Annotated in this window: 1 protein-coding gene; it reads left to right on the top strand. The window is 65.5% G+C overall.

All coding sequences use genetic code 11. From position 1 onward, the window contains the following. Positions 1-31 precede the first annotated feature (31 nt). Positions 32-466 (top strand): pyridoxal-phosphate dependent enzyme (locus J5M67_RS28320; protein WP_207888660.1); only part of this gene is annotated, 435 nt, incomplete at its 3' end.

Below are 466 nucleotides of genomic sequence, written 5' to 3'. Positions count from 1 at the left end.
CCCATCTCGCGCTTCTTCACCAGGTGAGCTCATGACATACGACGCCGCATCGAACAGGAAAATCCGGGCGACCGTCTCCGGTGCGATGGCCGAGCCGCGCATCGTGCAGCTCGCGCCGAATCTTTACGCGGTCGCGCTCGAAGTGATGAAGATCATTCCGGCCAAGCACATCATCGAGCAGGCGCTGCGCGACGGCCGGATCGATCGGGATACGCTCGTCGTCGAATCGTCGAGCGGCAATTTCGCGCTCGGCCTCGCCGTCGTATGCCGCGAGCAGGGGCTCAAGCTGAGGATCGTCGGCGATCCGGCGATCGATCCGAAGCTGCGCGGCATGCTGCACAACCTCGGCGCCGAGGTCGACATCATCGAGAAGCCCGATGCGCTCGGCGCATACCAGCGCCTGCGGCTCGCGCGCGTCGCGCAACTGCTCGGCGCGCACCCGAACGCGTTCTGGGTGCAGCAATAC

Source organism: Pseudomonas sp. 30_B, assembly GCF_017491605.1.
GTDB lineage: Bacteria > Pseudomonadota > Gammaproteobacteria > Pseudomonadales > Pseudomonadaceae > Pseudomonas.
This window is presented reverse-complemented; position numbering and strand designations above follow the sequence as displayed.